Raw genomic sequence first — 23,957 nt, forward strand, 5'->3', positions numbered from 1 at the left:
CGCTTGAACACCCCCCTCNNCTTGCGGGGGAGATGGCCGGTAGGCCAGAGGGGGGTGCCTCGGCGCAATCCTTCTGATGCAGGCCCCTTCCACCTCAAAAACCGACTTCCCCTGGTGGCTCGTCGTGGCCGTGACCATCGCGATCGCGGTGGCCGTCTTCGTTGCGACCAGCAACCTCTATGCCCAGGTCTTCGCCACCGTCGCCAAGGGCATCGGCATCACCATCTTCGTCACCGTGATTGCCTTTGTGCTGGCGTCAGCCATTGGGCTCGGCATCGCGCTGATGGGGATGTCCGGCTCGCGGTGGCTGCGCCAGATTGCTCGCTTCTATGTCGAGATCATCCGCGGCGTGCCGATCCTGGTGCTGTTGTTCTGGATCGCCTTTGCCGGTGCGCCGGCCTTCGTCGCGGCCTGGAACGCGCTGACCGCGCCGCTGCAAGGCGCCGGCCTGTTCGGCGAATTGCTGGTGCGCGACGTGTCGCTGCTGTGGCGTGCCATCATGGCGCTGACCATCGGCTATTCGGCCTTCATCTCGGAGGTTTTCCGGGCCGGCATCCAGGCGGTGGAGAAGGGCCAGATCGAAGCGGCGAAGGCGCTCGGGCTGAGCCGGGCGCAACGCTTCCGGCTGATCGTGTTCCCGCAAGCGATCCGCACCATCCTGCCGCCGCTCGGCAATGATTTCGTCGCTCTGGTCAAGGATTCCTCGCTGGTCTCGGTGCTCGGCGTCGCCGACATCACCCAGATGGGCAAGGTCTACGCCGCCGGTTCGTTCCGCTTCTTCGAGACCTATTCAATCGTCGCCTATATCTATCTCATCCTGACCGTCGGCCTGTCGCTGGCGCTGCGGGCACTGGAACGGCGGCTGCGCCGTCAGCACGAGGAATAGTTTTTCGGCGAAGACAGCGTTACGATCCCTGAGCATTCTCGTTGAGGAGGTCCCATGATCGTCGATAATGCCAATGCGGCGCTGGATTCCGTCTATACGGCCGACACGCCGGAAGCGCTTGAAGAGGCCTATGCCGCATGGGCCGCGACCTATGACAGCGAGACCGCCTCGCTCGGTTATCTCCTGCCTTTCCTGATCACCGCGTGGGTGGCGCGCCATGTGCCGGCGGGCGATGGACCCTTGCTCGATGCCGGCTGCGGCACCGGCCTGTCGGGGCCGTCGCTGAAGGCGCTCGGCTACCTCGACATTGCCGGGCTCGACCTTTCCGACGACATGCTGAAGATCGCCGGCAGCCGCAATGCCTACAGCGAGCTGAAACAGGCGATGCTGGGCGGTCCGCTGCCGTGGCCGGACGGCCACTTCCGCGCCTTCTTCTCGACCGGCGTGTTCACCATCAGCCATGCGCCGGCCTCCGGCTTGCACGAACTGGTGCGCATCACCCGCAAGGGCGGTCATGCCATCTTCACCGTGCGCGACCAGGTGTTTGAGAGCGGCGGCTTTCAGGCCGTGTTCGATGAGCTGGAGCAGGCTGGGAAATGGCGGCCGGTCGAGGAAAGCCCGTGGTTCCGCTGCTATGCGATCGCCGAGCCTGACGCGCTGGTGAAGACGTTTGTGTTCGAGGTGGTGTGAGCGCGGGCTTCTTCCTTCTCCCCTTGTGGGAGAAGGTGGCCGAGCGAAGCTCGGTCGGATGAGGGGTATTCCAGGGGAACACCAACGTCTCACTCCGCTGGAACACCCCTCAACCGTCTCGGCGCTGCGCGCCGATCCACCTTCTCCCACAAGGGGAGAAGGAAAAGCGCGCGTGAAGCCGCCAATTGCCGAAAACCCAAAACATTGATATGAGCCACGCCATGGAAGAGCTTTTTGGCGATCCGGCCTACAAGGGGTTCGTGCTGCAGGACAGGAAACGCCTGCCGTCGCGGTTCTCCGCGCGCGTGTCAGGGGCGCTGACCAGCCGACTACCCTAGGCCGACCTGTCCAGGTCGTTTCGCCGGGCCGAAAGTCAGGCGTCTGCTCCTTCCCATTCTCATATCGACGGATTTACGCACATGAGCGCACCGCGCACCCTCTACGACAAGATTTTCGACGACCATGTCGTCGACCGCCAGGACGACGGCACCTGCCTGCTCTACATCGACCGCCACCTCGTCCATGAAGTGACCAGCCCGCAGGCCTTCGAAGGCTTGCGCATGACCGGCAGAAAAGTCCGGCATCCGGAAAAGACACTGGCCGTGGTCGACCACAATGTCTCGACCTCGCCCGAGCGCAAGTTCGGCATCAAGAACGAGGAAAGCCGCATCCAGGTCGAGGCGCTGGCCAAGAACGCCAAGGATTTTGGCGTCGAATATTACTCCGAGAACGATATCCGCCAGGGCATCGTCCACATCATCGGCCCCGAGCAGGGTTTTACCTTGCCCGGCATGACCATCGTCTGCGGCGACAGCCACACCTCGACCCACGGCGCTTTCGGCGCGCTGGCGCACGGCATCGGCACGTCCGAGGTCGAGCATGTTTTGGCAACGCAGACGCTGATCCAGCGTAAGGCCAAGAACATGCTGGTGCGTGTCGACGGCCAGTTGCCGGAAGGCGTCACCGCCAAGGACATCATCCTGGCCATTATCGGTGAGATCGGCACCGCCGGCGGCACCGGCTATGTCATCGAGTATGCCGGCGAGGCGATCCGTGCGCTGTCGATGGAAGGCCGCATGACGATCTGCAACATGTCGATCGAGGGTGGTGCGCGCGCCGGCCTGATCGCCGCCGACGAGACGACCTTCGCCTATGTCAAGGACAAGCCGCGCGCCCCGAAGGGCGCGGCCTGGGATGCGGCACTCGAATACTGGAAGACGCTGCAGTCCGACGAGGGCGCGCATTTCGACAAGGTGATCGTGCTCGACGCGACCAAGCTGCCACCGATCGTTTCCTGGGGCTCGTCGCCCGAGGACGTCGTGTCGGTGCAAGGCATCGTGCCGAACCCGGAAGACATCACCGATGAAAACAAGCGCACCTCCAAGCAGCGCGCGCTCGACTATATGGGTCTGACGCCGGGCACCAAGATCACCGACATCACCCTCGACCGCGTCTTCATCGGTTCCTGCACCAATGGCCGTATCGAGGATCTGCGCGCCGTCGCCAAGGTGGTCGAAGGCAAGACGGTCAGCCCGCATGTCGATGCGATGATCGTGCCGGGCTCCGGCCTGGTCAAGGAACAGGCGGAAGCCGAAGGCCTCGACAAGATCTTTGTCGCCGCCGGCTTCGACTGGCGCGAGCCGGGCTGTTCGATGTGCCTTGCCATGAATGACGACCGGCTGAAGCCGCATGAGCGCTGCGCCTCGACCTCGAACCGCAATTTCGAGGGCCGGCAGGGTTTCAAGGGCCGCACCCATCTGGTGTCGCCGGCGATGGCGGCGGCGGCGGCGATCGCCGGCCACTTCGTCGACATCCGCGAGTGGAAGTAACTCCGGGGCGCCGAGCTTCGAACACATACCAGGCCCCGGACCGCTTTGCGCTCCGGGGCCTTTTCATCCGGTTCGTCCACATATTCGCTTGTGCTTAACCGCTTGTTTGCGCTTGCCCTCTAAGGTCTTCCCCGACGTAAGCGGGGAAATTACAGTCGTTTGGACACGGGTCTGCTCATAGCGCTGCTCAACCCGACGATCGCGTTGGCGCTCGGCGCCGCGTTCCTCGTGCTATGGTCCTATCAACGCCACCGCCCCTATCTGGCCGTGCTGGGGATCAGCTACGGTCTCTCGGCAGTCGGCTTCCTGCTGCAGTATTTCACCTTGCCGATCGGCATGCCGCTGACCAAGCTGGCGTCGAACATCTGCTTCACCGTCGCCGGCTGCTGCCTGTCCAGCGCCATCGTCCACCGCTATGGCCGCAAGGTGCCCTATGTGGGGATCGGCGTGTTGGCGGGCGGCGGCCTGGCGTCGTTGTGCTGGTTCCTGTTCGTCGCGCCGGATCTCACCTGGCGCATCCTGGCGATGAATTTCGCTTTCGGCGGTATCAGCCTTCTGGTCGGTGCCGAACTGCGCCCGGTGCGCAACAACGGTCCGACCGAGAAAATCCTGTTCGTGCTGTCGCTGCTGTCGGGCGTCAACTTCTTCGTGCGCACCCTTGTCGTCGTCATCGCGCACGGGCCCTTCACCAGCTATGACGGGTTCTATGGCTCGTCCTACTGGACGACGGCGCTGCTGTCGCACGCGCTGCTGTCGCTGCTCATTGCGCTGTGCCTGTTCTCCGCCGCGGCACTCGACGTGATGAAAGCGCTGAAGACCGAGACCTATACCGACCCGCTGTCTGGCCTGCTCAACCGGCGTGGCTTCGAGGAGCGCGGCATGCAGCTGCTGCGGCACTGCGCCTCGGCCCGGTTCCCGGTCGCGCTAGTGCTGGCCGACCTCGATCATTTCAAGGCGCTCAACGATGTGCACGGGCATGCGGCGGGCGATCGGGTGATCGCCGATTTCGCCGCCAAGCTTCGGTCGGCGGCGGGCGCGCGCGGTGTTGCCGGGCGTATCGGCGGTGAGGAATTCGCCGTGCTGCTGCCGCTCAGCGATCTCGCAGCCGCGCGGCTGTTCGCCGAGGCGGTGCGAACGCTCTATTCGGCCGGCCATGTCGACGGGCTTCCTGCCGGGACGAAGGTGACAGCCAGCTTCGGCGTGGCGGCCCGCAGCGGTGACGAGGCTCTGGAGCCGCTGATGCGCCGTGCCGACGACGCCCTCTATAAGGCCAAGAGGAATGGCCGCGACAGCGTGCGCCTGTCCTATGAGCGGCCGGAAACGGCGTTCGTGCCGGAGCCGCTCAAGACCGGCTGATCTGGCCCGGCCGGGCCGACGTTAACGTCTTCTTCGCCCGTCGATGTTTAGCTGTCGGCGCGGATGCGGGAAGAACATGAGCGGCGCCAACTTCATCCTGTTGATCAATTTGTCGGTTGCCGGCCTGCTGGCGGCATCCTTCATGGCGGTCGCCTTCCACGATGTCGGCCGCGCGCCGGCGCGCTGGCTGGCATTTGGTTACCTGCTGGGCATGGCCTATTCGGCCATCGAATTCAGCATTCCCGCTTTCACCGATGCCAGGCTCCCGGTCGTTGCCGCCTTCGCGGTCTTCCTTGGCGCCACCATTGCGTTCAATGGCGGGCTTGCCCGCAAATACGGCGTGGCGCCGCCCTGGAACCCGATGCTGTTGTTCCTGGTCGCCACCACCATAGTTGTGTATTTCGTGCAGGACCTGCCGCGCCAGTCGCTGGTCCGCATGATGGCCTACCAGCTTCCCTATGCGGTCATGCAGTTCGTCGGGCTGGCCATCGTCTGGTCATCGAGGCAAAGGCCCGCCCGTCTCGATCGCATACTGATGGCCGTTCTGGTGGCGAGCGGCCTGCAGTTCGCCTCCAAGCCGTTCATCGCGCATGCGCTTGGCGGCTGGGGCGCCAATCCGCAGGCCTATCTGCAAAGCAGCTACGCGCTGGTGTCGCAATCGCTCGGCACTGTCTTTGCGCTGGCGCTGGCGCTGCTGATGCTGGCCATCCTGGTTCGCGATGTGCTTGCCGAGGTGACGTCGAAATCGGAGATGGACACGCTTTCGCGCCTGCTCAACCGCGGCGGTTTCACCCGCCATGCCGAGCTGGCGGTGCTGGGCGCGATGCGGCAAAGCGTGCCGGTGGCGCTGGTCATCGCCGATCTCGATCATTTCAAGAGCGTCAACGACAGTTTCGGCCATGCGTCCGGCGACCGGGTGATCGAGACTTTTGCAGGCTTCCTGCGCGAAGCCGCCGCCGCGCATCACGTTGCCGGCCGCATTGGCGGCGAGGAGTTCGCCATCATCCTGCCGGGAACCAACCTTGCCGCGGCGCGGCTGTTCGCCGAGGGCACGCGCAGCGCCTTCGGCGCGCTGCCCATAGACGGATTGCCGGCCGACAACCGCTGTACCGCGAGCTTCGGCGTCGCCGAACTTCATCCGAGCGAAGACTTTGCCGATCTGATGCGGCGCGCCGACCAGGCGCTCTATCAGGCGAAGAATGCCGGGCGCGATTGCGTGCGCGTTTCGGCCGGACCTGCCGGCAACTGGTCGTCGGCCGGAATGGAAGCTAGCGGCAGGGGCTGAGTTCCGGCATCTCGCCGTCGGAGAGACCGTACATATAGGAACGGCCCTTCACCAGCACCGGCGGCCGGTAGCAATCGCTGTAGCCTGATATCTCGTCGGCTTCGTTCTCGTAGATCACCTTGGGCTGGCCGGCGCTGGTGTAGTCGGACAGTTGCTTGGCCAGCCTGCCTTCGCCGACGAGGATGCGCTTGTAGCCGGCGGCGCTGTCGATGACGAGATTGCCGAAGGAATCGGCGTAGACGCGATCCTGATGCCGCGTTCCGGCGAACGCCGGCGCTGCAAGGCCGACGACCGAGGCCGCCACTATGAGCGCCGCAAGGCGCGATCTGCCCGAATTCGAACGCATGGCGTCCTCCGTGTCTTGAGGAAGGCCTCCTCGAATCGGAAATTAACGCTTTCTTAACCTTTGTTAAGAGGCTGATGCGTTTCGCGGCGATGTCTCGGTAAACATGGTTAATATCCATTAATATCCGACTGGATGGAAAACCCGGTGGCCATCATTCGGCCATGCTTGGCCGCACCATCGCGGCCGGCGTCCGTCTCGGCGTCGGGATGACCTTGATCTTGGCAAAGCATCGCGGCTGGTTTGCCGCGCGGGAGGACAGCATATGGCGCTATGCCGGACGTTTCGGGTGTCCGTTTTCCCGTTGCTCGTTATCGTTGCTGCCTGTGTGCCGCAGGATGGCGCGCCGAAGGCGGCCAATACCGTCGTCTCGCCTGCGTCGGCTCAGCAGTCCATCGCAGCCGCGGCGCCGCCGGCAGCTTCAACCAAGATCATCACCGACCTTACTGCGCCGCGATCCGGCATAGGCACGGCCACCTACAGATGCGGCAATAACGGTATGATTGCCATCCAAAATCTCGGCACGTCGTTGCGTGTGGTCGGGTCCGACGGCGTGACCGAGGAGTTTGCGGCGTCGCCTGCCAACCAGAGCAGCCGCTACCAGGCGGCCACGCATGACGCAATCGTGATCGACGGACGCGAGGCGCTGGTGATGAAGAAGGGGTCGACGCCGCAGACCTGCAAACGCTAACGCTAATCTCAACACCGCTGGGCCCTAGGCCAGACATGCTGCACTGCAGCGATATCGAGCCGGCTTCAGGCCATGAGCCCCTAATCGATTGAAGCCCGAGCCTGCCTTTTAGTCAGACTAAATTACGTTTTCGAAACGGTTTTCTGGCTTTGACGCGGTGCAAAAAGAGCATTAGAAACCGGCTGTCCGAAGTCGCGACCGGAAGCGGCAATGCCGCATTTCCATCTGAGGCTCCAGAGACGCCGAACTGGGGGAGCCATGAGCAAATCACCAGCCACCCGCGAATTTGCCAGACGTGAACGGCCGCTTTCGCCGCATCTGACCGTGTACCGGCCGCCGATCACCATGACGATGTCGATCATCCATCGTATCACCGGCGGCGCGCTGTATTTCGGCACGCTGCTGGTCGCCCTGTGGCTGATGGCGGCGGCAAGCTCGCAGGCGACCTTCGACTGGGTCAACTGGGCCTTCGGCACTTGGCTCGGCCGATTGATCCTGTTCGGCTACACTTGGGCGCTGATGCATCACATGCTGGGTGGCGTGCGCCATCTGGTCTGGGACACCGGCGCCGGTCTCGAAAAGCACACGGCCTCGAAGATCGCCTGGGCGACACTGGCCGGCTCGATCCTGCTCACGCTGCTGATCTGGATCGCCGGCTATATGGCGCGGGGAGCCTGATCATGAGCGGCAACAACTCCGACATGCGCACGCCGCTGGCGAAGGTTCGCGGCCTGGGTTCGGCCCGCGAGGGCACCGGACATTTCTGGCGCCAGCGCCTGACCGCGATCGCCAACATCCCGCTGACGCTGTTCTTCGTCGGTTTCCTGATCGCGCTCAACGGCGCTGACTATGAGCATGTGCGGGCAGCCCTTGCCAATCCGTTCGTGGCCCTGGTGTTGGCCCTGGTGCTCGTCTCCGGGCTCACCCATATGCGGCTCGGCATGCAGGTGATCATCGAGGATTACGTGCATGGCGAAGGCATGAAGCTGGCGCTGATCGCGCTCAACACATTTTTCACCATAGCGGTCGGCGTCGCCTCGATCTTCGCCCTGCTCAAGCTGACATTCGGAGGCTGAGTTGGCCAAGGACGCAAAACAAGCCAACACGGCAGGCTACACCTTTGTCGACCACAAGTTCGACGTCGTGGTCGTCGGCGCCGGCGGCGCCGGCCTGCGCGCCACGCTCGGCATGGCCGAACAGGGCCTGCGCACCGCCTGCATCACCAAGGTGTTCCCGACGCGCTCGCACACGGTGGCGGCGCAAGGCGGCATCGCCGCCTCGCTGTCCAACATGGGTCCCGATTCCTGGCAGTGGCACATGTACGACACCGTCAAGGGCTCGGACTGGCTGGGCGATGTCGACGCCATGGAATATCTGGTGCGCGAAGCGCCGGCCGCGGTCTACGAGCTCGAACATTACGGCGTGCCGTTCTCGCGCACCGAAGAGGGCAAGATCTACCAGCGGCCGTTCGGCGGCCACATGATGAATTACGGCGAAGGCCCGCCGGTGCAGCGCACCTGTGCCGCCGCCGACCGCACCGGCCACGCCATCCTGCACACGCTCTACGGCCAGTCGCTGAAGAACAACGCACAGTTCTTCATCGAGTATTTCGCGCTCGACCTGATCATGGAGCCGGACGGCACCTGCACCGGCGTCGTCGCCTGGAACCTCGACGACGGCACCATCCACCGCTTCTCGGCCAAGATGGTGGTGCTGGCGACCGGCGGCTATGGCCGTACCTATTTCTCCGCCACCTCGGCGCACACCTGCACCGGCGACGGCGGCGGCATGGCCGCGCGGGCGGGGTTCCCGCTGCAAGACATGGAGTTCGTGCAGTTCCACCCGACCGGCATCTATGGCGCCGGCTGCCTGATCACCGAGGGCGCGCGCGGCGAGGGCGGCTATCTCGTCAACTCCGAGGGCGAGCGCTTCATGGAGCGCTATGCGCCGTCGGCCAAGGACCTTGCCTCGCGCGACGTTGTTTCGCGCTGCATGACGCTGGAGATCCGCGAGGGCCGCGGCGTCGGCAAGAAGAAGGACCATATCTTCCTGCACCTCGACCATCTCGATCCGGCCGTGCTGCATGAGCGGCTGCCGGGTATTTCGGAATCGGCAAAGATCTTTGCCGGCGTCGACCTGACCAAGGAGCCGATCCCGGTGCTGCCGACGGTGCACTACAATATGGGCGGCGTGCCGACCAATTACTGGGGCGAGGTGCTGAACCCGACGGCCAGGAGCCCGGACAAAGTGTCGCCCGGCCTGATGGCGGTCGGCGAAGCCGGCTGCGCCTCGGTGCATGGCGCCAACCGGCTCGGCTCGAACTCGCTGATCGATCTGGTGGTGTTCGGCCGCGCGGCGGCGATCCGGGCGGGCAAGGTGATCGACCGCAATTCGGCGATCCCGTCGCCCAACGAGGCCTCGGTCGAAAAGATCATGGACCGCTTCGACCGGCTGCGCCACGCCAATGGCTCGACGCCGACGGCGGTGCTGCGCGAAAAGATGCAGAAGGCGATGCAGGAAGACGCCGCGGTGTTTCGCACGCAGGAGTCGCTCGAAAACGGCTGCAAGCGCATCTCCCAGATCTGGGGCGAGCTCAAGGACATCAAAGTGTACGACCGCTCGATGATCTGGAACTCCGACCTGGTCGAGACGTTGGAGCTGGAAAACCTGATGGCCAACGCCATCACCACGGTCTACAGCGCCGAGGCACGCAAGGAGAGCCGTGGCGCGCACGCACGGGAAGACTTTTCCGCCCGCGACGACAAGGTCTGGCGCAAGCACACGCTGGCCAGGCTCAGCGAAGACGGCAAGGTGACGCTCTCCTATCGGCCGGTGCACACCGAGCCGCAGCTGGCGGAAAAGGACGGCGGTATCAGCCTCGCCAAGATCGCGCCGAAGGCCAGGGTGTATTGACGATGGCACCGGCGGCCTCGGGATATTCCGGCACGCCCCTTCCGGCCAAGCTCGGCCTGAAGGACGGCATGACCGCTGCCTTCATCGCGCTGCCCGATGACCTCAGCGATCTCACTGATGCCGTCGACTTCGCCCAAGTCGACCGGTTGGCCGACTGGTCTGACATCTCGGGAACGACCCTGAAATATGACGCAGTCCATGCCTTCACCCGGCAGCGCGCCGAGATCGAGGATCGCCTGGGCGATGTCGAGGCGGCGATCAAGCGCGATGGCATGGTCTGGGTGTCCTGGCCGAAGAAGGCATCGAAGGTGGCCACCGACGTCACCGAGGGCGTTGTTCGCGCCGAGGCCCTGAAGCGCGACCTTGTCGACGTGAAGGTCGCCGCCGTGAATGAAATCTGGTCCGGGCTGAAGCTCGTCATCCGAAAGGACCGCAGATGATGGAAAGGCTTGCGTTCTCCAAGCCTCAACGTGGCCTCGTTTGTTTGGCCGAGAGTGGGGTAGGTTAACTGCTATGCGCACGGCTTTAGACGCATCGAAGGTGCAAGATGCCTTCCCTCTATATATGCGTTACGAGCTGGAAGTTCCGGTTAATCAGACAGGTTTCATAGTGGGGGTAAGGAAGGATTACCCAGCTCGGTTGCGAGAAATGATCAGTGCAGCCATTGTTACATATCATCTACAAAATTCTTCGATCGACTATGTTCGGCGTACATATCTGAAAGGCCTTTCATACGAAGAAGATGCTGGAGGACAATTTCGTATTGATCGCCAATGCAAACAATCGTTCCTGAAAATGGTTGCTGCCTCTGGAGCTTTTCTTAAGGAATATCCCTCTCTTGCTGCCAGAGATCCTACTATTGGAGAGTGGATAGGCGATTTAACGCTGGTGCGTGTGGAATATAGTTTTGAACGCGCCTTCGCAGAGGCTGACAAAGGTGCTTTGTATGAGTGCGTTGCGATTAGCAGAATGATCTTGGAGCAACTTTGTTGGGTATATTGTGTCCGACTTCTCGATGACGTTGACGCCGTAGCTTCAAAAAACGCCACAAAGTGTGTTGGCGAAGCTGGCAGGGTTTTTCCGATCATAGGACGCCTCTACGGCTGGCTTAGCGATCATGCCCATTGGGCATATTCCGCTCATTTGAAGGTGATTACTCAGAAGGAAGATCAGTCCGCCGCTATGCTTGCATCTAGCCAATTCAAGGCCATTGCCTATGCGATGCTGCTCGTATTGGCTGAGGTTTACCTCAGAGTCATTGACTCGATAGCAAGGTCGAATCGAAAACGTGCTCTGACAGCTACGCGAAAGAACTGGCTTGAAGCTGCTTCGCAATTCAAACCTCAGCCCTTACTGACACAGATCGTTCGTCTATCAGACAAATCGGCTGACGTTGTCAGCTTGCGAAAAATACTGAAGGACCAGCCGCGCCATGGTTGAGCTAACACTCCCCAAGAACTCGAAGATCCAGCAGGGCAAGACCTGGCCGAAGCCGGAGGGCGCCACCAATCTGCGGGAATACCGGATCTACCGCTGGTCACCGGACGATGACGAGAACCCGCGCATCGACACCTATTTCGTCGACATGGACGATTGCGGGCCGATGGTGCTCGACGCGCTGCTGTGGATCAAGAACAAGATCGATCCGACGCTGACCTTGCGGCGCTCCTGCCGCGAAGGCATTTGCGGCTCCTGCGCCATGAACATCGACGGCTCCAACACGCTGGCCTGCACCAAGGGCTGCGACGACATTTCCGGCGCCGTCAAAGTCTATCCGCTGCCGCATATGCAGGTGGTCAAGGACTTGGTGCCGGACCTCACCAATTTCTACGCCCAGCACGCCTCGATCCAGCCTTGGCTGAAGACGGTGTCGCCGGAGCCGGCCAAGGAATGGCTGCAAAGCCATGAGGACCGCGAAAAGCTCGATGGGCTCTACGAGTGCATATTGTGCGCCTGCTGCTCGACCTCGTGCCCGAGTTACTGGTGGAACGGCGACCGCTATCTCGGCCCGGCAACCCTCTTGCAGGCCTATCGCTGGCTGATCGACAGCCGCGATGAAGCCAAGGGCGAACGGCTCGACAATCTCGAAGACCCGTTCCGGCTCTATCGCTGCCACACCATCATGAACTGCGCGCAGACCTGCCCCAAAGGCCTCAACCCGGCCAAGGCAATCGCCGAGATCAAGAAGATGATGGTGGAGAGAAGGGTTTAGGTTGCTGGCGATATTGTCGCCCGTCGGGGTGCTGTCCCTCCAGCCTCAGAAAGGATTGCAACTTATTGAGCGATGACCTTCCCATCCTTCCCCCGTCGAAGCGCGCATCCTCGGCTGCCTGATCGAGAAGAAGGAGCTGACGCCGGATGTCTATCCGCTGACGCTCAATGCGGAGCCACTGCCACCCAGAAGACGGCGGGAGCCGGCGATGGCAGCCGGCGGGGATGCGCCAAGCGTCCAGCTGCTTGAGCAAAAGGGCTGGTGCGGCTGATGTCCGGCTCGCGTGTCGAACGCGATCAGCTCAGATGGCTCGGCAGTTCTCATTGACTGCGCAGCGGTCCGCCTCGCTTGGCCTGCTCTTGTCAGGCGGGCCGCCGGCCGCGCCCGATCATTTTTCCAAACATCTCGTTCGCTAGTTTAGAGCCGAGGGAATTTTGGCGGCATATATTAGCGATGACGCAAGTAGTTGGCGCTGGATACGCAAGGCGCTCCCGTATTGTCTTAGTATAGTTTTAAGTGGTCTTCGATATTCACTTTCGTGATCGTCGTTCGAGTGCAAAGTGATGCGCGGCTTCATCGGGAATGGGTATTCAGTATCTGGGCCATTGATCAGCGCCACAACAGTGGGGTCGCTCACCTGGCTTGTGTCGCTGATCTATTTTAAGGAGAAGGTATTGCTTGCGGTTCTCGGCCTGGGGGCTTTGATCGCGCTTCTCTTGCTTGACGGCTTCCGGGACAAGAAGGCGGATCAGCAAGAAAGCAGGTGGTTCAGGCTTTATTTCTCGCTCTTTCCCTGCCTTTTATTCCTTATCTATGTCTATCTCGAAAGTGTTTTTGGTTATTTTGACTGGGGTGCGATGTTCATGCATGCCGGTGCCGGGATGGTTACGCCCGGTGTCGTCTTTGAGTATCTGTGGAATACCGGAAGCACGATGCTGGTCATTGTGGTCGTCCTTTTCGGCCTTGGTGCACTTAAGGCACGCGGCACGTTGACCAGAGGATTGGACGTCGCCCTGATGGCGTTCTTCCTGGCGGCAAACCCGATGCTGACACGACCGATCGCCGCCGCGATCCATCCCAACCCTCTGCATGATTTTCTATCCACGCAGTTCGTCGATATCACTCCGTTGACAAGGCCGGAGGCTGCAGCAGCGTCCGTGACCGCCGCGCCAAAGAACCTCGTTCATATTTTCATCGAGAGCGCCGAGCACACTTACATGAATAGGGCCGAGTTCGGCGACGTCATGGATCCGCTGCTTGAATTCGACAGGCGGGGCGTTTCGGCGACCAACATGATGCAGCTTGCCTACACCAACAATTCCATCTCAGGGATGGTCGCTGCGAACTGCGGAACGCCGCTGCTGATAACGTTCTTCACAACGCGCCAGTACCTGGAGGAGAATTCGCAATTCCTGCCGGGCCTGACCTGCCTGGGCGATGTTCTGAAGGCGCGGGGTTATCAGCAGAACTTCATTACCGGTTGGCCACTCAGCTTCACCGGTCAGGGGACATTCTATTCCACCCATGGCTACTCATCGCTTTTCGGAGGACCCGAAGTGGTGGCCGCCGTCGACGGGCGCGGCAACTCTTTTGGCGCCGACGACGCCGAAGTCCTGGATTTGAGCTTCGACATTTTGCGTCGCGCTCAGCAAGGCGGCAAACCGTTCTCGCTGACGATCGCTGTCAGTGGCGGGCATGCGATGGATGGCTACCTGACGGACAAATGTATCGGCAAGACCGGCCTTTCGCCGCATGCTCCCAATATTCTCCATGCTGTGAAATGCACCAACATGCTCATTGCCGACTTCATCCACAAAGCCGAAGCCGAAGGTCTGATGGCGAACACCGTTCTGGCGCTGCAAAGCGACCACCTCAGTGCGCCGAGCACGGTGACGGATCGCCTGAACAGGTATGAACGACGCAACTTTTTCTCCCTGTCGGGGGAAGGCATTCCGTCCAAAACGTATACCGGACTTTCGGGCACGGTTGACATATTTCCCACCATCCTCGACGCGCTAGGTATGCCGCCCCCCAATGGCCAGGCAGCCTTTGGCGTCTCGCTGCTCGGGGATCGACCGACGCTGGCCCAGGAACTTGGACAGCCCCGGTTCGATGATGCGATCTATGCGGAGGATGTGCTCGTCAGATCATTCTGGCAGCCGAAACCGGAGCGGAAGGCCGCGGCGCCTGGGACTGATGCGCTTTAAGCTTTTGTCGTCATGCATGTCATTCTCCCAGAAACCGGAGCCACTTTTGGGCGAGTGCCGAAGCGCGCCCGTGCATATGTCCCATGCCAGCTATCGCCCTGATGCGCGAGAAAAGGACTGAAAGGTGTGACGCTCCGTAGCTGCATCCGTCGATCGAAAGTAGGAGACGTTTCGCGAACAGCTATGGTATCGGGAGCTTCGGGTATGAGAGAGCCATGAGCGAAGACCTTCCCATCCTTAATCCCGTCGAAGCGCGCGTCCTCGGCTGCCTGATCGAGAAGAAGGAGCTGACGCCGGATGTCTATCCGCTGACGCTCAATGGCGCGCATGCCGCGGCCAACCAGAAGACGGCGCGCGAGCCGGTGATGGCGGTCGAGCTTGTCGAGGTCAGGCGGGCGCTGAGCCAGCTGGAGCAGAAGGGCCTGGTCCGGCAGGTCTTTGCTTCGCGCGTCGAGCGCTACGAGCATCAGGTGGCGCAGCGTTTCTCGCTAACCTCGGCGCAGATCGCGCTGGTCGGCCTGATGCTGTTGCGCGGCGCGCAGACGGCGCATGAATTGCTGGCGCGCGCCGAGCGCATGGCGCGGTTTTCCTCCATCGACGCGCTGCGCACCGATCTGGACCTGTTGATCGGCCGCCGGCCGCCGCTGGTCCTGCTGATCGAGCGCGGGCCCGGTCAGCGTGAAGAGCGCTTCATGCATCTGCTGAGCGGGACACCGCAAATCTCGGCGATCGCCTCGCATCAGGTGCCGTCGGCCGTTTCATCGGCCTCCGGCCTCGAAGAGCGCATCAGCGCCCTCGAGCAGGAGGTTGCGAGGTTGCGCGCCCGCATCGAGGCGCTGACCGGCGAAGAGCGCTAGGCTCATCGCCTCGAGTAAACGCCGCTTGCTTCGCCGTCGGGGTCGATCAGCCGCAACTGCCCGCCGTCCAGTTGCCAGCGCAATGAAACCGGTTTCAGGTCGCCGGGCTTGAATTTCCACAGGCCTGTCAGGTCGGGCCGGCAGCCGTTGACGGATTTGTAGGTTCCCGCCGTCGGTGTGAAGACCAGGGTCGAGCCGCGCACCGAGGCCCTGCCGGCCTTCAATGTCAGCGACCGCACCTGGCCGCAGCCGTCGACCAGCGACGACTGAAACAACGCGTAATAGGTGCGCCCGTCAGCCCCGAAGGTGAAGGTGATGCTGCCGCCGCTGCCCGGTTCGCAGTTGCTGAACGTGTCGCAATAATTGCCGCTGGCGACAGCAAAACCCCATTTGCCGACCAGTGCCGCCGGCATCGCGCCGAGGCGGGAGCGTGTCGTCGGCCCCTTGCCCTGGCCGTAGGCGCCGCCGGCGCTGAAGGCCAGCCAGCTGGCGAGCCCGACAAGTGCGGCCCGGCAGGCGTGGTGTGACGAGGCCCTCAACATCCCTTGCTCGCGACAAGCTGTTTCAGATAGGCAAGCCGCGTTGATATGACCTGGTTGGCGATCGCCATCTTGCCGGCAGGCGCCATGCCGCCATATTTCTTCGGCGCCGGACCGGCGCCCTGGGCGGCCTGATAGTTGGCTGTCAGTTGCCGCAGGTCCGCACAGGACATCGAGGCGTATTTCGCCTGTTCCTGCGGGCTGATGGTGGCCGATTGCGCCATGCCGACGGAGTTGGCCGCCGCCATGCCGGCCATGCCGACGACCGCCGAAATCGGATTGATGCCGACGCAGCCGCACAGGCCAAGGCACAGGACCGGCGCCGCCAGGACCGTATGCCGGGCGCTCATGGCCGACGCTCCCCGCTACGCGACGACGGCTTCAGATCGCGATGGTCGGCGACGGTTCTGCCGAGAGCGATGGACAGAAGATAGACGCGCGGATTGAAGCCCGCCGAGGCGAGACCCGACAGCGTCTTGAACAGTTGCAAATGATACATCGAACCCCCTTGTGGTTGTTTGCGATGCGCCTTCCGATCGGAAGCGCGCCGCAAACTAGGTCCGGTAAAAGCGGGCAGCTTGGACGCAGCGGCCCTAAAAACGGCCCAAACGGCCCTATATTGACGTTTTCAGAGCCGCGGCGCATATCACCGCGCTTCTACTTGACCTGAGGCATGGGGGATGCCGATGACGGCGACGATGGGGCCAACCGCTTCGTTCAGGCTGATGACGGACGCGCTTCCGGAGCGGGATCGTGTCGAGGTCATGCGCGAGGTCTATGGCCGCACGGTGCTCAAGGTCGACCTCGATCCGCTTGGGCCCACGCAGGTCGATATGCGGGTGCGCGCCTTGCCCGGCCTCGGCATCGCCACGGGCACCTGCTCCGAATTCCGCGTCCATCATTCGACGCCGCTGATCGACAGCGACGATCTCGTCCTTCTGGCGGCCCTCGATGGCGCCAGCGTGATGAAGCATCGCGGCCGCGAGGAGCCGGTCGGCAATGGCCAGGCATTGATGATGAGCGGCGAGGAGGTCGGCCTCAATGTCATCCAGCCCGGCGGTCTTCGCTTCGTCAATATGAGCTTCTCGCTCAGAGCGCTTTCACCGCTGATCGGCGACCCGGCCCCGGCGCTGATGCAGCCGCTGCCGACCAGCGGCGGTGCGATGCGGCTGCTGCTCGACTATGTGCAGTCGATCCAGGATGCCGGCGACGTGCTGACGCCGGAGGCTTGGCATCTGGCGACGACGCATATTTTCGATCTCGTCGCCCTGGCCATGGGTGCCACCCGAGACGCAGCGGAAATCGCCCGGGGCCGAGGCGTGCGCGTGGCGCGGCTGCGCGCCATCAAGGCCGATATAACAGCCCATGGCGGCGACCTGTCGGCCGAAGACATCGCCCGCCGTCACCGCCTTTCCGCCCGCTACATCAGGAAGCTGTTCGAGCGCGAAGGCACGTCGCTGTCGGACTTCATGCTGTGCCAGCGCCTGCTGCGCGCGCACCGGATGCTTGGCGATCCGCGCCAGGCCAGCCGCAGCATCACGGCCATCGCTTTCGAGGCCGGCTTCAACGACCTGTCCTATTTCAACCGGGCGTTCCGCCGGCGCTATGATGCGACGCCGTCCGATGTGCGGGCGGCCGCGTTGAAAGACTGACCGCAAACGAAAACGCCGGCCCAAGGGCCGGCGCTGTCAGGATGGACTTGCCGTTCGCGCCCTTCAGCCGAGCTTGGCGTCGAGCGACACGTTTATGGCGCCGAGCGCCTTCGACACCGGGCAGCCGGCCTTGGCCTTTTCGGCCAGCTCCGTGAATTTCGCTGCATCGATGCCCGGCACCTTGCCGACTACGGTGAGGGCGCTGCCGGTGATCCCCGTGCCGGGAACCAGCGTCACCACGGCCTTGGCGTCGAGTTCGGTGGCGGGCGTGCCGTTCTCGGCCAGGAAATGTGAGAACTGCATGGCAAAGCAGCCGGCGTGCGCGGCGGCGATCAGCTCTTCCGGATTGGTGCCGGATTTGCCGCTTTCGTCCTCGAAGCGCGCCTTGAACGAATAGGGCGTGCCCTTCAGGGTTCCGCTCTGCGTGTCGAGCGTGCCCTTGCCCTCTTTCAGATTGCCTTTCCAGACGGCGTTTGCGGTGCGGTCCATGAATTCCTCCTGGGTTGTCGTGACTGGGGTTGTCGTGACTTGTTGTCGGGGCTGAGCCCGGCGTCCGGTCAACTATAGCGCGCGCGGGCGCGAAGGCTACTGCGCACTTTGAACCGCGGCACGGTGTCGGCGATGGTGGTCAAATTTTTTGGAAAAAATGCAGGCGCAAAAATGTCGACTTTGATGGGCCTCGCCCGTCCTGCGGGTGGCCACGCTAGTGATGGCCGGATGGAGGTTCATATGAATATGCTGTTTTGTGCGCAGTGGAAAAACACCGGCCGAAGTGTCGGCAGGCAGGAGGCCGACTGGATGCACCAGCCCGTCTCCTGCTTCGGCCGGTTTCTGGCGGCGGTTGCCATCATCGGGGTTGCGGTGTGCATTCTCGACCATGCAGCCGCGGGCAAGGGCCGGGCCTACAGCCTGATCGCCTCATCCTATGATTCGTCAGAAGGGAGATAGAAGATGAAATATGTTTGCCTGGTCTACGGTGAGGAAAAAGATCTCCATGCCATGACGACAGAGCGTCTGGCCAAACTTGACGCCGACTCGCTGGCTCATGACCGGTCATTGGACCAACGCGGGATACTGATCATCGCGCAGGCGCTGCAATCGGTGAAGACGTCGAAAACCCTTCGCAGACGCAAGGGCAAGAGCCTGGTCACCGACGGTCCGTTCGCCGAAACCAAGGAGCAATTGCTCGGCTTCGTCATGATTGAGGCCGAGAATCTCGACGAAGCGCTGGAGATCGCCAGCGAGATTCCGCTGGCCGAAATCGGCACTATCGAGGTGCGCGCGATCTACAATGTGCCGGGATCGTAGATGCGATTCCTTTGCGGCCGCCGTCTGGGGGGCGGCTCCGTGGGGAGCGCTTGACGGAGGGGCCGAGGTTTCTTCGCCGGGCGCAACTTTTGCGTGTTGAAGCACCGCACGAGTTCTCTTATCGTCACGGCGGTTTTGGGGGATGTCGGCATGCCGTTCTTGATTGCTATCCTTGGCGTGTTGGGCGCGGCGGCGTTCTGGTGGTATCGGATGAAGGCGATGAACGATGCGGCTCGGGAGGTTGCGGACGTCGTCGGGCGCGTGCAAGGCAACATCCGCCGCAAAAAGCTGCGCAAGCAGGCGGCCCTGTCGCCGCTGACGGCGATCGATGATCCGGTTTTAGCGGCGGCAACGCTCATCACCGCCATCGTCTCCGAGAATGGGCCAATCCTGCCGCAGCGCGAGGCTGTCATTCGCGCGGTGATTTCCGAGATCGCCGACAAGAAGAAAACGGACGAAGCGGTGGTCTACGCCAAATGGGCGGCGTCACAGATCGACGACACCACTATCGTCATCGACAAGCTGGCGCCGTTCCTGCGCGAACGCCTCGATGTCGCTGAGCGAAACGATCTGCTGCAGATGGTCAACCGCGCAGCCCAAGGCGGGGAGAAACGCCTGGAGATATCCGACCAGAGGATATTGCGGCTGCGGCAGAAGCTGGGTTTCGAGGTGAACTGAGCGACAGCGCTCAGATCGCCTCGCCCTTCAACAGTCGCGGTGTGCTGGCGGACAGTCCCGACGCCTGTCGGATAAAAAAATCCTTCAGGCGCGGCATGCGTTCGACGAGACCGAGGCCGATGTCGCGGACGGTTCGCAGCGGGCCGATGTCGTTGGAAAACAGCCGGTTCAGCACATCCGTGGTGACGCCCATCTGCACCGTGTCGAAGCGGCGCCACTGCTGGTAGCGTTCGAGCACGTCGAGCGCGCCGATGTCCTGGCCGAGCCGGTCGGCCTCGACGATTACTTCGGCAAGCGCCGCCACATCCTTGAAGCCGAGATTGAGGCCCTGGCCGGCGATCGGGTGGATGCCGTGGGCGGCGTCGCCCGCGAGCGCGATGCGCGGCGCGACGAAAGCACGCGCAATGGTCAGGCCGAGCGGCCAGGCGCGCGGCTTGTCGGCGACGCGGATCTCGCCAAGCTTCAGGCCAAAACGCTGTTCGAGTTCGTGCTCGAAGACGAGATCGTCACCGGCAACCAGCTTCTCGGCATCTTGCGTGCGCTCGACCCAGACGATCGACGAGCGGTTGGTGCCGTCCTCATCGGGCTTGAGCGGCAGTGTGGCGAACGGGCCGGCAGGCAGGAAATGCTCCTCGGCGCGGCCGTTGTGCGGGCGTTCATGCGCCACGGTGCAGACGATGCCGGACTGGCCATATTCCCACTTCACCGTCTTGATGCCGGCCATGTCGCGCAGCCTGGAGTTGACGCCGTCGGCGGCGACCAGCAGCCGGGTCTTCAGCGTCGCACCGTCGGCGAGATGCACGGTGATGCCGGCGCCGTTGGTCTCGAAACCCTGCACGGCGACGCCTTCGATGATGTCGATGCCGAGTTTTTGGGCGCTGGCCCGCAAGGCGCCGTTCAGCACCTTGTTGGCGACCATATGCGCAAACGGCTCGCCCGGCGCCACTTCGCCGTCGAAGGTCAGGAACACCGGGCGCACCGGATCTGAGGTGCGCGAATCGGTGATGATCATCTCGGTGATCGCCTGCGCCTGCGGCGCGATCTCGGCCCACACGCCAAGCTGGTCGAGCATGCGGCAGGCGGCGGCGGCAATGGCCGAAGCGCGGCCATCCCTTTGCCAGACGCCAGCGGGTGCAGCATCGACGAGAGCGATGGCGAGACCCGGGCGCGCCTGCTTCAGTGACACGGCGCTGGCCAAGCCGACATAGCCGGCACCGGCGACCAGAACATCGAGGCCGGATCTGGTTTTCGTGTCCGCCTTGCGTTCCATCATCTTCGCTCCTTGCGCGCCGGCCGGGTCTTGCGCCCTTGACTGCCTGTCCGTCCTGTCGGAAACCGCCATAACACTTCTGCGGCGAGGGCGCGAAATATGACGGCAGCCATGGACGAGCTTCTCGGCATTCTCGACCTCGAGAAGCTGGAACACAATCTGTATCGTGGTCGCAGCCCCCTGCTCGACTGGCAGCGCGTCTTCGGCGGCCAGACCATTGCCCAGGCGCTGGTGGCGGCGCAGCGAACCGTCGATCCCGATCGCCATGTGCATTCGCTGCACGGCTATTTCATGCGGCCCGGCGACACCAAGGTGCCGATCGTCTACGAGGTCGACCGCATCCGCGACGGCGGCTCCTTCACCACGCGCCGCGTGGTGGCGATCCAGCACGGCCAGGCGATCTTTTCCCTGGAAGCCTCGTTCCAGCAGGACGAGGTCGGTCTCGAGCACCAGGTGCCGATGCCGCAGGACGTTCCGGGGCCGGACACATTGCTGTCGCAGCGCGAATTGCTGGGCAAGTTCGGCGAGGCGGTGCCCGAAGGCATCAAACGCTACTGGGAGCGCGACCGGCCGATCGAGATGAAGCCGGTGATGCTGAAGCATTACACAAGCCGTGAAAAGCTGGAGCCGAAGCAGAACATCTGGATCCGCACCACCGGTCCGGTGCCGGCGGATCGCGCCATCCAGGCGGCGGTGCTTGCCTATCTCTCAGACATGACGCTGCTCGACACCTCGACCTTCGCGCATGGCCGAGCCATTTTCGATCGGGATATCCAGGCGGCGAGCCTCGACCACGCCATGTGGTTCCACCGCAGCCATGCACTAGACGACTGGATGCTCTACACGCAGGACAGCCCGTCGACGCAGGGGTCGCGCGGCTTTACGCGCGGGTCGCTGTTTGCCCGCGACGGCACGCTGATCGCCTCGGTTGCACAGGAAGGGCTGATCCGACTCAAGCGATCGCCTGCAGAGTAGGCATTTTGGGAAAATTGCCTACTTTTTAAGCAGTTGTATCGCCGCAGCTGTGAGCAGGTTGCGTCGGAACGCTCCTCAATCTCTTTGTTTACAACGGGTTAATACCCTGCTTCGGCACTTGGCACGGAGCTTGAATCCTCGTGGGCACTCTCCGGCTCTTTGGGATCGGTGAAGGTGTGCAAACGCGGGGGACCGCAACAGCAAAGGGTGAAACCTTATGAAAATCGTGATGGCAATCATCAAGCCGTTCAAGCTCGACGAGGTACGCGAAGCGCTTACCGCCGTCGGCATCCAGGGCCTGACCGTCACCGAAGTCAAAGGCTACGGGCGTCAGAAAGGGCATACGGAAATCTATCGCGGGGCGGAATACGCGGTCAGCTTCCTGCCGAAGATCAAGATCGAAGTCGCGGTCAGTGCCGACATGGTCGACAAGGCCGTCGAAGCTATCACAGCCGCCGCCAAGACCGGCCAGATCGGCGACGGCAAGATCTTCGTTTTCGGCATCGATCAGGCGGTGCGCATCCGCACCGGCGAAACAGACACCGACGCGCTCTGAGCGGCGATCACGTATTCCAATGGAGAGTTCAATGAATATTCCTTCCACCTTGAAGACGACGGGACGAGCCGCCCTTTTGGCTTCGCTCGTTCTCGCAGCATTGGGCACGGTCGCCGCCTTCGCGCAGGAAGCGGCTCCTGCCGCGGCCGCGGCTGCGCCGGCTGCCGCCCCGACCCCGGTGCTCGACACCGGCAACACCGCCTGGATGCTGACCTCGACGGCGCTCGTGCTGATGATGACCATCCCGGGCCTGGCGCTTTTCTACGGCGGCATGGTGCGCAAGAAGAACGTGCTCGCCACCATCATGCAGAGCTTTGCCATCACCTGCCTGGTGACGGTGCTGTGGTTCATGTTCGGCTATTCGCTGGCCTTCTCCGACGGCGGCGGCGTGAACAGCTACATCGGCGGCACTTCGAAATTCTTCCATCACGGCATCACCACTGCCTCGCTGTGGCTGCCGGGCGTCGCGAACATTCCTGAATTCGTCTTCTCGATGTTCCAGATGACCTTCGCCATCATCACCCCGGCGCTGATTGCCGGCGCCTTCGCCGAACGCTTCAAATTCTCGGCGCTGCTGATCTTCATGGCGCTGTGGCTGCTCGTCGTCTACGTGCCGATCGCGCATTGGGTCTGGGGCGGCGGCTTCCTCGGCACGGCTGGCGTGCTCGACTTTGCCGGCGGCACGGTCGTCCACATCAACGCCGGTGTCGCCGGTCTCGTCTGCGCGCTGGTTCTCGGCAAGCGCGAGGGCTACGGCACCACCAACATGGCGCCGCACAACCTGGTCTATTCGGTGATCGGTGCTTCGCTGCTGTGGGTCGGCTGGTTCGGCTTCAACGCCGGTTCGGAACTGGCTGCCGACGGCCTTGCCGGCGCTGCCATGCTCAACACCCAGGTTGCCACCGCCGCGGCGGCTCTGGCCTGGATGTTCGCCGAATGGATCGTCGCCAAGAAGCCTTCGGTGCTCGGCATCATCTCGGGTGCAGTTGCCGGCCTCGTCGCGGTGACGCCGGCTTCCGGCTTCGTCAACCCGACCGGCGCCTTCATCGTCGGCATCGTTGCCGGCGTCCTCTGCTACCTCTCGGCGGTCAAGGTCAAGCACATGTTCGGCTATGACGACTCGCTCGATGCCTTCGGCGTGCACGGCGTCGGCGGTGTGATCGGCGCTCTACTCACCGGCGTGCTCGCCGATCCGGCGATCAACAGCCTCGGTGCGGGTGCTTCGCTCGGCAAGCAGATCTACGGCGTTGCCGTCACCATTGTGTGGACGGCGATTGCCACCTTCGTGATCCTCTACATCGTCAAGGCGCTGGTCGGCCTGCGTCCGACGACCCAGGAAGAGGTCGAAGGCCTCGACATCTCCCAGCATGGCGAAGTGGTGCCGTAAGGCCAGCTTAGCCACGGGGCCGACGGAACCCTCCTCCCGCCGGCCCCCTGTCTTCCGACGCAATTCCGGACGGAAAACCGCTACACACTTTTCCTGGAATTGCTTTAAAAAATCCCGTCGTGACGCTCCCGAAAGGAGTTCACGCATTGAGGCCCGGATCACGTCCGGGCCTCTTTTTTTGGTACAATCGCCCTGCCAATGCCGGGATACGGGCAATCACGTTCGTGTGATCAAGATTTTTGAGGAAACATCGACCGCTCTGGTTCCGAACTGTGGGGACGATCGTCGTTCTGACGCTCGTGCCAAACAACAGGGAAGGAAAC

The 23,957-nt window shown here is 62.7% G+C and carries 28 protein-coding genes; 22 read left to right on the forward strand and 6 right to left on the reverse strand.

Annotation, left to right across the window (positions count from 1 at the left end; translation table 11 throughout):
* Positions 1-76 precede the first annotated feature (76 nt).
* The 5 genes from FCU66_RS33880 to FCU66_RS33905 all read left to right on the forward strand — a co-directional run bounded on the left by FCU66_RS33880 (position 77) and on the right by FCU66_RS33905 (position 6,046).
* Positions 77-886 carry an amino acid ABC transporter permease gene (locus FCU66_RS33880; protein ID WP_136621577.1) on the forward strand — a complete coding sequence of 270 codons (810 nt, stop codon included), beginning with the start codon at positions 77-79 and terminating at the stop codon, positions 884-886.
* A gap of 54 nt (positions 887-940) precedes the next feature.
* On the forward strand, positions 941-1,576 hold the full coding sequence (locus FCU66_RS33885; protein WP_136621576.1) for a class I SAM-dependent DNA methyltransferase: 636 nt from the start codon (positions 941-943) through the stop codon (positions 1,574-1,576).
* Positions 1,577-1,995: 419 nt separating this feature from the next.
* Positions 1,996-3,405, forward strand: a complete 1,410-nt coding sequence (gene leuC, locus FCU66_RS33895; RefSeq protein WP_136621575.1) for a 3-isopropylmalate dehydratase large subunit — start codon at positions 1,996-1,998, stop codon at positions 3,403-3,405.
* Positions 3,406-3,564: 159 nt separating this feature from the next.
* Entirely contained in the window at positions 3,565-4,761 is a 1,197-nt protein-coding gene (locus FCU66_RS33900) for a GGDEF domain-containing protein (protein ID WP_136621574.1), read from the forward strand.
* A 76-nt stretch (positions 4,762-4,837) separates the two neighbouring features.
* Complete coding sequence (locus FCU66_RS33905) at positions 4,838-6,046, forward strand: GGDEF domain-containing protein (RefSeq protein ID WP_136625469.1); 1,209 nt, start codon at positions 4,838-4,840, stop codon at positions 6,044-6,046.
* On the opposite strand, the gene FCU66_RS33910 is transcribed toward FCU66_RS33905, so the two are convergent.
* Positions 6,030-6,392 (reverse strand): hypothetical protein, encoded by a 363-nt coding sequence (locus FCU66_RS33910; RefSeq protein WP_136618085.1) that lies wholly within the window; start codon positions 6,390-6,392, stop codon positions 6,030-6,032. The two genes, FCU66_RS33905 and FCU66_RS33910, sit on opposite strands and share 17 nt — an antisense overlap.
* Positions 6,393-6,654: 262 nt before the next feature.
* Between FCU66_RS33910 and FCU66_RS33915 the strand changes: the two genes are divergently transcribed.
* From FCU66_RS33915 to FCU66_RS33960, 10 genes are all read left to right on the forward strand, one after another.
* On the forward strand, positions 6,655-7,080 hold the full coding sequence (locus tag FCU66_RS33915) for a hypothetical protein (protein WP_136618084.1): 426 nt from the start codon (positions 6,655-6,657) through the stop codon (positions 7,078-7,080).
* A 258-nt stretch (positions 7,081-7,338) separates the two neighbouring features.
* Positions 7,339-7,758 (forward strand): succinate dehydrogenase, cytochrome b556 subunit, encoded by a 420-nt coding sequence (sdhC, locus tag FCU66_RS33920; RefSeq protein WP_136618083.1) that lies wholly within the window; start codon positions 7,339-7,341, stop codon positions 7,756-7,758.
* A 2-nt stretch (positions 7,759-7,760) separates the two neighbouring features.
* Positions 7,761-8,156, forward strand: coding sequence for a succinate dehydrogenase, hydrophobic membrane anchor protein (sdhD, locus tag FCU66_RS33925; RefSeq protein ID WP_136618082.1), 396 nt, complete (start codon positions 7,761-7,763; stop codon positions 8,154-8,156).
* A 1-nt stretch (position 8,157) separates the two neighbouring features.
* Positions 8,158-9,993, forward strand: coding sequence for a succinate dehydrogenase flavoprotein subunit (gene sdhA / locus FCU66_RS33930; protein WP_136618081.1), 1,836 nt, complete (start codon positions 8,158-8,160; stop codon positions 9,991-9,993).
* A gap of 2 nt (positions 9,994-9,995) precedes the next feature.
* The gene (locus FCU66_RS33935; protein ID WP_136618080.1) at positions 9,996-10,433 is read left to right on the forward strand and encodes a DUF3052 family protein; all 438 of its coding nucleotides are present in this window, start codon (positions 9,996-9,998) and stop codon (positions 10,431-10,433) included.
* Between the two features lie 73 nt (positions 10,434-10,506).
* The gene (locus tag FCU66_RS33940) at positions 10,507-11,433 is read left to right on the forward strand and encodes a hypothetical protein (protein WP_136618079.1); all 927 of its coding nucleotides are present in this window, start codon (positions 10,507-10,509) and stop codon (positions 11,431-11,433) included.
* Positions 11,426-12,205, forward strand: a complete 780-nt coding sequence (locus FCU66_RS33945) for a succinate dehydrogenase iron-sulfur subunit (protein ID WP_109663877.1) — start codon at positions 11,426-11,428, stop codon at positions 12,203-12,205. Before FCU66_RS33940 ends, FCU66_RS33945 begins: the two co-directional genes overlap by 8 nt.
* A 121-nt stretch (positions 12,206-12,326) precedes the next feature.
* Positions 12,327-12,476: a hypothetical protein gene (locus FCU66_RS42365; RefSeq protein WP_246094157.1), complete on the forward strand. Its 150-nt coding sequence runs from the start codon at positions 12,327-12,329 to the stop codon at positions 12,474-12,476.
* A gap of 292 nt (positions 12,477-12,768) precedes the next feature.
* Positions 12,769-14,412, forward strand: a complete 1,644-nt coding sequence (locus FCU66_RS33955) for a sulfatase-like hydrolase/transferase (protein WP_246094152.1) — start codon at positions 12,769-12,771, stop codon at positions 14,410-14,412.
* A 215-nt stretch (positions 14,413-14,627) separates the two neighbouring features.
* Complete coding sequence (locus FCU66_RS33960; RefSeq protein WP_136618078.1) at positions 14,628-15,269, forward strand: YceH family protein; 642 nt, start codon at positions 14,628-14,630, stop codon at positions 15,267-15,269.
* Positions 15,270-15,271: 2 nt separating this feature from the next.
* Here FCU66_RS33960 and FCU66_RS33965 read toward each other — a convergent pair whose 3' ends face one another.
* The 3 genes from FCU66_RS33965 to FCU66_RS33975 are packed head-to-tail and all read right to left on the reverse strand — an operon-like array spanning position 15,272 to position 16,307.
* Positions 15,272-15,811 (reverse strand): META domain-containing protein, encoded by a 540-nt coding sequence (locus tag FCU66_RS33965; RefSeq protein WP_136618077.1) that lies wholly within the window; start codon positions 15,809-15,811, stop codon positions 15,272-15,274.
* Complete coding sequence (locus tag FCU66_RS33970) at positions 15,805-16,158, reverse strand: hypothetical protein (RefSeq protein WP_136618076.1); 354 nt, start codon at positions 16,156-16,158, stop codon at positions 15,805-15,807. Before FCU66_RS33970 ends, FCU66_RS33965 begins: the two co-directional genes overlap by 7 nt.
* A complete protein-coding gene (locus FCU66_RS33975; protein ID WP_136618075.1) occupies positions 16,155-16,307 on the reverse strand; it encodes a hypothetical protein in 153 nt (50 codons plus the stop codon). The genes FCU66_RS33970 and FCU66_RS33975 overlap by 4 nt, the downstream gene beginning before the upstream one ends.
* Before the next feature lie 187 nt (positions 16,308-16,494).
* On the opposite strand from FCU66_RS33975, the gene FCU66_RS33980 reads away from it, so the two are divergent.
* Entirely contained in the window at positions 16,495-17,460 is a 966-nt protein-coding gene (locus FCU66_RS33980) for a helix-turn-helix transcriptional regulator (protein ID WP_246094153.1), read from the forward strand.
* A gap of 63 nt (positions 17,461-17,523) precedes the next feature.
* On the opposite strand, the gene FCU66_RS33985 is transcribed toward FCU66_RS33980, so the two are convergent.
* On the reverse strand, positions 17,524-17,949 hold the full coding sequence (locus FCU66_RS33985; protein WP_136618073.1) for an OsmC family protein: 426 nt from the start codon (positions 17,947-17,949) through the stop codon (positions 17,524-17,526).
* A gap of 108 nt (positions 17,950-18,057) precedes the next feature.
* Between FCU66_RS33985 and FCU66_RS42370 the strand changes: the two genes are divergently transcribed.
* From FCU66_RS42370 to FCU66_RS34000, 3 genes are all read left to right on the forward strand, one after another.
* Entirely contained in the window at positions 18,058-18,408 is a 351-nt protein-coding gene (locus tag FCU66_RS42370; RefSeq protein WP_246094154.1) for a hypothetical protein, read from the forward strand.
* 3 nt (positions 18,409-18,411) lie between these two features.
* Complete coding sequence (locus tag FCU66_RS33995) at positions 18,412-18,768, forward strand: YciI family protein (RefSeq protein WP_136618072.1); 357 nt, start codon at positions 18,412-18,414, stop codon at positions 18,766-18,768.
* Positions 18,769-18,918: 150 nt separating this feature from the next.
* Positions 18,919-19,446, forward strand: a complete 528-nt coding sequence (locus tag FCU66_RS34000) for a hypothetical protein (protein ID WP_136618071.1) — start codon at positions 18,919-18,921, stop codon at positions 19,444-19,446.
* A 10-nt stretch (positions 19,447-19,456) separates the two neighbouring features.
* On the opposite strand, the gene FCU66_RS34005 is transcribed toward FCU66_RS34000, so the two are convergent.
* On the reverse strand, positions 19,457-20,716 hold the full coding sequence (locus tag FCU66_RS34005) for a ubiquinone biosynthesis hydroxylase (RefSeq protein WP_168991880.1): 1,260 nt from the start codon (positions 20,714-20,716) through the stop codon (positions 19,457-19,459).
* Positions 20,717-20,815: 99 nt separating this feature from the next.
* Here FCU66_RS34005 and tesB point away from each other — a divergent pair, with 99 nt between their 5' ends.
* The 3 genes from tesB to FCU66_RS34020 all read left to right on the forward strand — a co-directional run bounded on the left by tesB (position 20,816) and on the right by FCU66_RS34020 (position 23,634).
* The gene (gene tesB / locus FCU66_RS34010; RefSeq protein ID WP_109663902.1) at positions 20,816-21,691 is read left to right on the forward strand and encodes an acyl-CoA thioesterase II; all 876 of its coding nucleotides are present in this window, start codon (positions 20,816-20,818) and stop codon (positions 21,689-21,691) included.
* Positions 21,692-21,908: 217 nt separating this feature from the next.
* Positions 21,909-22,247: a P-II family nitrogen regulator gene (locus FCU66_RS34015; RefSeq protein WP_013528889.1), complete on the forward strand. Its 339-nt coding sequence runs from the start codon at positions 21,909-21,911 to the stop codon at positions 22,245-22,247.
* 31 nt (positions 22,248-22,278) lie between these two features.
* Positions 22,279-23,634 (forward strand): ammonium transporter, encoded by a 1,356-nt coding sequence (locus FCU66_RS34020; protein WP_136618069.1) that lies wholly within the window; start codon positions 22,279-22,281, stop codon positions 23,632-23,634.
* The last annotated feature ends 323 nt before the right edge of the window (positions 23,635-23,957 follow it).

The organism is Mesorhizobium norvegicum (assembly GCF_004919685.1).
In the GTDB taxonomy this organism is placed as follows: Bacteria; Pseudomonadota; Alphaproteobacteria; order Rhizobiales; family Rhizobiaceae; genus Mesorhizobium; species Mesorhizobium norvegicum.